Consider the following 7,324-nt stretch of genomic DNA (forward strand, 5'->3'; position numbering starts at 1 on the left):
TTCCAGTCTCTTATTTTGTTCCATGTGAAACGTTTCTCCTTTCTTCGTCAGTCGCTAACTACATAATCTGCTAAAATGAAGGTAACAATTTTATTGGAAGGACTGACAATGATGGTTATGCCAATGCTAGGATTAAAGGGAAGCAGCGATCAGCAGCAAATTGACGATCGTCTTCAATATCACCCAGACGTATATGAGTTTTATACAAGTGCTGCTGACTTTACGGGTGAAGGGTATCAGCGTCTTGATGAAGCTGTCCAATACGTTCAATCAAAAGGGATTACGAAAATTGTCATCCATCACCCCATGGTCTATAAGAACTGGCACTTAGAAGTAGTCGCACCAGAGAAAAACTTTCCAGAGCTGTACCGTTTCATTGAAAGTTCAACTGAAAAGTTAATTGATTTAGCACAAAAACGGGATATCCAGATCCTGGTTCATGGAGGTTATGCCGGAAAAGAAGTCCAGGAAATGGTCAGCCTTTATCCTAATGTTGAAACCGCACGTCAGACTGTCTATCACCGTCTCGATTGTTTTGCCCGCGCCGGTGGTAATCATATTATGTTTGAGAATTCGATTGCACCAGTATTTGCATATGGCCATCCCGAACAAGAGGACGAGATACTAAGTCACGATTACCGACTAGCATTCGATACTTCTCACTGTTTTATTGAGATGCATGGTGATAATCAAGCCTTGCAGGCATCGCTTAAGCATTTGCGTGATCACGTTGTCCACTACCACCTTGTAGATTCAATGGGGCTAACACATGATAGCCTGCAGCTCGGTAAGGGGAAGATTGATTGGGCACCTGTATTAAAGCTCCTAAACCCAAATGCTAGTAGCATCTACGAAATCAACCTTCACGATCAATGGAATTGCCGTGAACAAGTTGAAAGTCACCGTTATCTTACCACCATCGCTAAAAAGTTAATGCAAGGAGAATAGTGTGAAAATTAAAATTCAAAAAAACCACCTATCATTAATAATCGCTCTTTTTTGCTTGTACCTGGCAGTGAGGTATTGGCCCGCAGCGGCTAAATTGATTAGTTCAGTTACTAATGCTGCAATGCCACTCTTAATTGGTGGAATTATCGCATACATTGTTAACCTTCTTCTCAATCAGTATGAGCATCTCTATTCCAGAATATTTAAGACAAAGCAAGCTCAAAAATACCGGCGATTATTCGGGATTATTTTTTCTTACCTAACAATTATTCTGATCCTCGTGATCGTCTCATCATTGGTAATCCCAGAACTCGTTTCTTGTATCAAATTACTGGTGGCTAATCATGGCCAAGTGGTTAATCGTTTCGTAAAGTTTATCGAACATAATAAGGATCTAAATACCTTATGGAATAGTTTTGATTTAGGTAAGATTAAATGGAATCAGGTCGGCAAATACCTTACTGCTGGTTTTGGCGGAACTTTTAAGGCAATCATTTCAACTGCATCATCAGTATTTTCAACTGTTGCGACTGCAGTGGTTGCTCTCTTTTTCTCCATTTACCTCCTAATTTATAAGGAAACCCTGAGCCACCAAATAAAACGCCTTATTAATGCCTACCTTCCCCGGTTAGGCAAACATATTTTCTACGTTACCAAAGTTTTTAATGATAGCTACAGCAGCTACATTGTTGGTCAGTGTAAGGATGCCGCTATTTTAGGAATTTTCTGTTTTATTGGGATGAGTGTTCTTCGAATGCCATATGCATCAATGATTGGTGTGGTAACAGCAATTGGTGCCCTAATCCCCATCATCGGCGCAATTCTTGGTGCCGGAATTGGCGTAATTATTATCTTCGCTGTTTCCCCAATTCAGGCAGGAATGTTTTTAATCTTTATTATCGTCCTTCAACAGCTTGATAACCGAATTACCTACCCGCTAGTTGTCGGTAAATCAATCGGTCTGCCTAGCGTTTGGGTCTTTGCCGCTGTTATTATTGGTGGTGGAATTTACGGTATTTTAGGAATGATGTTTACTGTACCGTTGTTTGCTGCCCTCTATAAAATTATTAAGACAGATACCCATAAACGCTTAGCAAATGAATAATTTAATGGGAGAGTTACTCTAAAGTCATATAGGACTCTGGATTAACTCTCCCATATTTTTAATCTTCTTCTGTTTCATTACTATTTGCCATTATTTCTAGCAGGTATCGAGCTTTCAATCCAGCCAGGACAGCGTCAATCCCCAGAACCATTAACTGTTCATTTGACGAGTTGAAATTAGGGTTAGTGGGGATCGGCTCATTCCTTAACCGCGCATTAAGGACCTCCACAAACCGATCATAGGCTTGCTTAGGATAATCTTTAGTAGTGACTTGAAGAATTCCTTGTCGAATATCATTAATCGTAAAAGTATTTTTGAAGAAACCAATCAACAATAAGTCAACGATTTGGTTAACTGCATACTTTTTCTTAATTGGTGCTTGAATGGTTTTCTTTTTTACGTAGTTATTAATCATTGACTTGGTAAGAGGTTCCATCCCCAAGCTGGTTAAATACTCATTAATTACTGCTGCTACTTGATCAACATACAATCCCAAGCTTGGTAATTCTTCCCATTTTGGAAAATGCATCCGGGAAATACCATTCTCCCAGCGTTTAAATTCTGTTAAGTTTGTCATTGTTGACCTCCCTCGCTATTAACAATCCCAATCGACTGATTAAGGTAGCGGTTGGTTTCAAGAACCGTCTGGAAAACCGAGACTAGTTGGTTTATTCCTAATTTACCACTAGTCATTGGTTGTCCTTCACCAACAACTGAAACACTTGTATTAGCCGACGTCAATGGTGGAACGCGGACAATCGTATACGGGATTTCAAACTCATCAATCATCTTAATTGCATATTGATGCGTCATTATCATCGAACGTGCATCCTTACCATACCACTTCTCTACTTGCTCAAGCGAAGCATCGTCTGCTGTTCCAGGAACACTTAACATGATAATTTTTATTGGTAAAAACGTACTCTGATCTATTAAGTCGGCCAATTCCTGAACTTCATCATCCACGTAATCGCTTGGCTTTGGTAACCAGCATAGGATATCGCCTGATTGAAATTGAACCCTGAAATTTGTTGATACAACGGCATCCGGCACCTTCTTCATAATCTTAAGTGCCAATTCGTCCTCCCGGCTATCAACCAGTACTACTCTACCCACATGCATTCCTCCTTAAGCACTTACCAAGTCATCAATTCATCCTCCACCGTTGCGTCCTCAATCCGAACATCAGTAATCGTGCTCTGCTCTAAAAGCGGCAGCAAGACTTGAATATTACCGGTGAAAAGGAAGCGTGTTTCTTTCGGGGCTTCTTCTAACATATGAGCTCCTAATTTTACCGCATTTTCAACCGGAAAACCTGTTCCAATTATTGTTACTACACAATCAACGCTATCCAACATTTCAACATTACGAGCAGATGTAAGGTGGCTGCCTTCAAAATAATAAATTATTTTAGAAAAACGCATCAGTGTTGAAACGTCCTGACTCGTAAAAATGACTAATGAGTCAGTCTTTTTAGTATAGTCCGCAACCAGCTCACTCATTGTTAGGCGACTATTCTCATCAAGACCATCAAAGGCATTATCAAGAAGAACAATCGGCCGACACCAAGAAAGGAGCAGCACAATTCGAAGCTTTTGCTGTTCGTCGGGAGTTAAGTCCGCAATTCGCTTTCCTGGAACAATGCCAAGCGATTCAAGCATTTGATTGGTCTGATCAACCGTTAAAACATTTTGGTGATGCTTAAGGGAATTTTTTACTACCTTTAAAACGGTTTTCCCCTTCAGTTCAACATCATCAAAATGGGCTACCAGTGGGTTCCCGTGACGACGATTTACCTTTCCTAACGGCTCGCCATTTACGAGTACTGCTCCCTCTTCAATACTCCCCTGAGCATCTAAGAGCTGCTTTAATGCTGTTGTCGCACCATTATCATTGCTACAAAAAGCAATCACTTGTGGCGAAGTTAACTCTAACGAAACATTTTCAAGTTGATCCCCAGACTTAGCATCGAATGTTAGGTTATCTAAAACAATACTACTCAAATCAAGTCCTCCCAAATTAAGAAACATTATAGATTAATTTTATCATGTAATTATATAAATAGACTATGTCATCGGTTCAAAATGATTTTTATATTTTGCTAATTACCAATTGCTTAAATATTTCTTAGGCTATTTTTAGAGCTTAATGGTTTTCGCCATTATTTACAATACTATCAGCAATCCTTAATAATAAAATAATTTATACTGTTATTTATCGCCCTATTCATCTAAAATAGACTAAGAATCAATTACGTTATAATAAATAGAAAGAGGATCTCAAATGACAGCAATGAACATTATTTATATCTCTATTGAGGGAAATACGCGTTCATTTCTTAGTCGTATGGAAACATACGCTAAGCAACAACATAGTTTTAATCCCAGCAGCCCACTATTAAACCTTAAGGAAATCACTGACCAAACGGAACCAGCTGATGAACAAGAACCATTTTTTGTTTTTGTTCCGACATACTTAGACGGTGGAGATGGTATTACTTCTGGCTTTACAGAAATTATGACTACCGCTCTAGGCGAATACATCGCTTACGGCGATAATGCTAAGAAGTGTCTTGGAATTGTCGGCAGTGGTAATCGAAACTTCAACGAACAATACTGCCTAACTGCAAGAAAGTACGCTAAGCAATTTGATGCTCCTTTCCTCGCTGATTATGAACTCCGCGGAACCTCTCAAGACATCGAGGTTATCTACGATCGGCTTGCAAAGAGATGGAATGAAAAATAGAGTATAAGCAGGATAAAAAATAAAGGACTGGGAAAAACGTTTTGTTTTTCCCAGTCCTTTACTACTACCAGCTCTTATTTAATCTTCCTGCATCAACTTACCGCTACAAATCAACCAAGTGATTCCGTATTTGTCTACTACCTGACCAACTTGATTATCAGCTGTTTGATTACCGAACGGAATTGTAACGCGCTGTTCATCAGAGCTTGCTACCTTATTAAATAACTGCTTTGCCCCAGCTTCATCTTCGCCAAAATCAATCATGATAGAAACCATTGATGATGGTTGGGGGTTCGTCATCGTTGCATCTGCACAAATTAGCTTCTGACCAGCAACCTGAAATATCCCACGAAAAGTAGTAGTGCTTAACGAGTCAATATCCAATCCCAAGTTTTCCGCTTGCTCTTCACTAAGTGGTTGGTGATAAACAATTTCTGCATCAAAGTTCTGAACATAATAGTCCATCGCTTCCTTTGCATTCTCAAATGTTAAATATGGGTATATCTGTGCAGTCATGTTTTTCCTCCGTTAAAATCCTCTTTTTTGATTATATTGTTCATTTTGTGTCACGTCAAACAAGTGTCCCAAAATGAGGCACCGAAAATTCCCTTTCTAATATATTAGAACGAGTATTTTTTGATTTTTCATTCGTAATTTTGCTTAATTCTGTATAAAAAGCAAAAAAGTTTTGTTCTAGACCAATTATTTATCAAGAGCGAACGTTCTTTTCATATAGATAAAAATCTCGGTTGAGCCATTATCTTTGCAAGTCATTCATAGCGAAAACGTTTACCATTTTTAATGCAGAATCGCTGTTGAAAGTATATAATTGTAACGTTAGAAGATTTTCTGAATATTCAGAAGGAGTGAACATTTTGGCTACAGAAAATAAGGCATTAATTACATTATTCGGTGCAACTGGTGACTTAGCTAAGCGGAAGCTTTACACTTCCCTTTTCAAGCTTTATCAAAAAGGCTACTTAGCTGACCACTTTGCATTACTTGGTACTTCACGTCACGAAATGAGCGACGAAGAATTCCAAGAAATGGTTTTAAATTCAATTAAGGATATTCCTGCAAAGGATGGCGAAGCAGAAGCATTTTCTAAGCATTTCTTCTACTGTGCTCATGATGTTACTAAACCAGAACATTATGCTAAGTTGAAGGATCGCTTAACTGAGCTTGACAAGCAATTCGGTACTGAAGGTAACCGTTTATTCTACATGTCAATGGCTCCACAATTCTTTGGTACTATTGCTATCAACATCAAGAAGCAAGGCTTATTAACAGATGATGGTTACAACCGTCTTGTTATCGAAAAGCCATTCGGTCGTGACTTCGATTCAGCTAAGAAGTTGAATGACGAATTATCACAAACATTCGAAGAAAACCAAATCTTCCGAATTGACCACTATCTTGGTAAGGAAATGGTTCAAAACATCCAAGCATTGCGTTTTGGTAACCCAGTTATCGAAGCTCTCTGGAACAACCGTTACATTGACAACATCCAAGTAACCCTTAGCGAAAAGCTTGGTGTTGAAGAACGTGCCGGATACTACGACAATTCTGGTGCTTTACGTGACATGGTTCAAAACCACATCATGCAAGTTGTCGCTCAACTCGCAATGGAAGAACCAGTTGCCTTTACTGACGACGATGTTCGTGTTGAAAAGATCAAGGCATTGCGTAGTTTACGTGTCTACACCCCATCACAAGCCGCTGCTAACTTTGTTCGTGGTCAATATGGTGCTGATGGTAGTCAACCTGATTACCGTCACGAAGATGGTGTTGATCCAGAATCAGGCACTGAAACATTCGTTGCTGCTAAGTTAATGTTTGATAACTACCGTTGGTCAGGTGTTCCATTCTACGTTCGGACTGGTAAGAAGTTAGCTGACAAGTTTACACGGATTGATGTAGTCTTCAAGAAGCCATTAATCGATATTTTTGCTAATCCAAACTCTGGTAATGAACAAGCACTTCATTCCAACGTTTTAACTATCTTTGTTGAACCTAAGTCTGGCTTTGCTCTTCAATTAAATGCTAAGCACGTTGGTCAAGGTTACACAACTGAACCAGTTGACCTGAAGTTCCTCCAAAGCGATTCTGCCAAGAAGGAATCACCAGAACCATACGAACGTCTTTTCCACGATGCTCTTGAAGGCAACCACACTAACTTTGCTTCATGGGCTGAAATTGCTTACGCATGGAAGTTCGTTGACGTTATTCGGAACCTCTGGGACATCGAAAAGCCACAATTCCCTAACTACACTCCAGGATCAATGGGTCCTGCCGCAGCTACTGAATTGTTAGCTCGTGACGGTTGCAAGTGGGTTTACGATCTTAACAAGTAACATAAATTATCGATAAGGTCTGAGAAGAAAATAATTTTGGGTATCTGTGAGTGGTATTGATGGATATCGATACCACTCACAGAAATGTGGGTGGTATTTTTTATACAAAAAGACAATCAATTCTTAAAAAGAAAAATTTTTGATTGGCAAAACCATAACAGGTTCGTTTGAG

At 39.3% G+C, this 7,324-nt stretch carries 8 protein-coding genes; 4 read left to right on the forward strand and 4 right to left on the reverse strand.

Features of this window, described 5'->3' with window-relative positions:
• Positions 1–111 precede the first annotated feature (111 nt).
• Both HUK45_RS03465 and HUK45_RS03470 read left to right on the forward strand, forming a co-directional pair.
• Positions 112–948, forward strand: coding sequence for a TIM barrel protein (locus HUK45_RS03465; RefSeq protein WP_191911112.1), 837 nt, complete (start codon positions 112–114; stop codon positions 946–948).
• Between the two features lies 1 nt (position 949).
• Positions 950–2,053, forward strand: coding sequence for an AI-2E family transporter (locus tag HUK45_RS03470; RefSeq protein WP_191911099.1), 1,104 nt, complete (start codon positions 950–952; stop codon positions 2,051–2,053).
• A 58-nt stretch (positions 2,054–2,111) separates the two neighbouring features.
• Here HUK45_RS03470 and HUK45_RS03475 read toward each other — a convergent pair whose 3' ends face one another.
• The 3 genes from HUK45_RS03475 to HUK45_RS03485 are packed head-to-tail and all read right to left on the reverse strand — an operon-like array spanning position 2,112 to position 4,056.
• Positions 2,112–2,630: a DUF1836 domain-containing protein gene (locus tag HUK45_RS03475; RefSeq protein ID WP_191911100.1), complete on the reverse strand. Its 519-nt coding sequence runs from the start codon at positions 2,628–2,630 to the stop codon at positions 2,112–2,114.
• Entirely contained in the window at positions 2,627–3,169 is a 543-nt protein-coding gene (locus HUK45_RS03480; RefSeq protein WP_413230817.1) for a saccharopine dehydrogenase related protein, read from the reverse strand. Before HUK45_RS03480 ends, HUK45_RS03475 begins: the two co-directional genes overlap by 4 nt.
• A gap of 20 nt (positions 3,170–3,189) precedes the next feature.
• Positions 3,190–4,056, reverse strand: coding sequence for an ATP-binding cassette domain-containing protein (locus HUK45_RS03485; protein ID WP_191911102.1), 867 nt, complete (start codon positions 4,054–4,056; stop codon positions 3,190–3,192).
• 280 nt (positions 4,057–4,336) lie between these two features.
• Between HUK45_RS03485 and nrdI the strand changes: the two genes are divergently transcribed.
• Entirely contained in the window at positions 4,337–4,798 is a 462-nt protein-coding gene (gene nrdI, locus HUK45_RS03490; protein WP_191911103.1) for a class Ib ribonucleoside-diphosphate reductase assembly flavoprotein NrdI, read from the forward strand.
• Positions 4,799–4,876: 78 nt separating this feature from the next.
• Here the strand turns inward: nrdI and HUK45_RS03495 are convergent, their stop codons facing one another.
• Complete coding sequence (locus HUK45_RS03495; protein WP_191911104.1) at positions 4,877–5,314, reverse strand: VOC family protein; 438 nt, start codon at positions 5,312–5,314, stop codon at positions 4,877–4,879.
• A 359-nt stretch (positions 5,315–5,673) separates the two neighbouring features.
• Between HUK45_RS03495 and zwf the strand changes: the two genes are divergently transcribed.
• Positions 5,674–7,152: a glucose-6-phosphate dehydrogenase gene (gene zwf / locus HUK45_RS03500; RefSeq protein ID WP_191911105.1), complete on the forward strand. Its 1,479-nt coding sequence runs from the start codon at positions 5,674–5,676 to the stop codon at positions 7,150–7,152.
• Positions 7,153–7,324: the final 172 nt, after the last annotated feature.

The sequence above is a fragment of the Limosilactobacillus urinaemulieris genome (assembly GCF_014838745.1).
In the GTDB taxonomy this organism is placed as follows: Bacteria; Bacillota; Bacilli; order Lactobacillales; family Lactobacillaceae; genus Limosilactobacillus; species Limosilactobacillus urinaemulieris.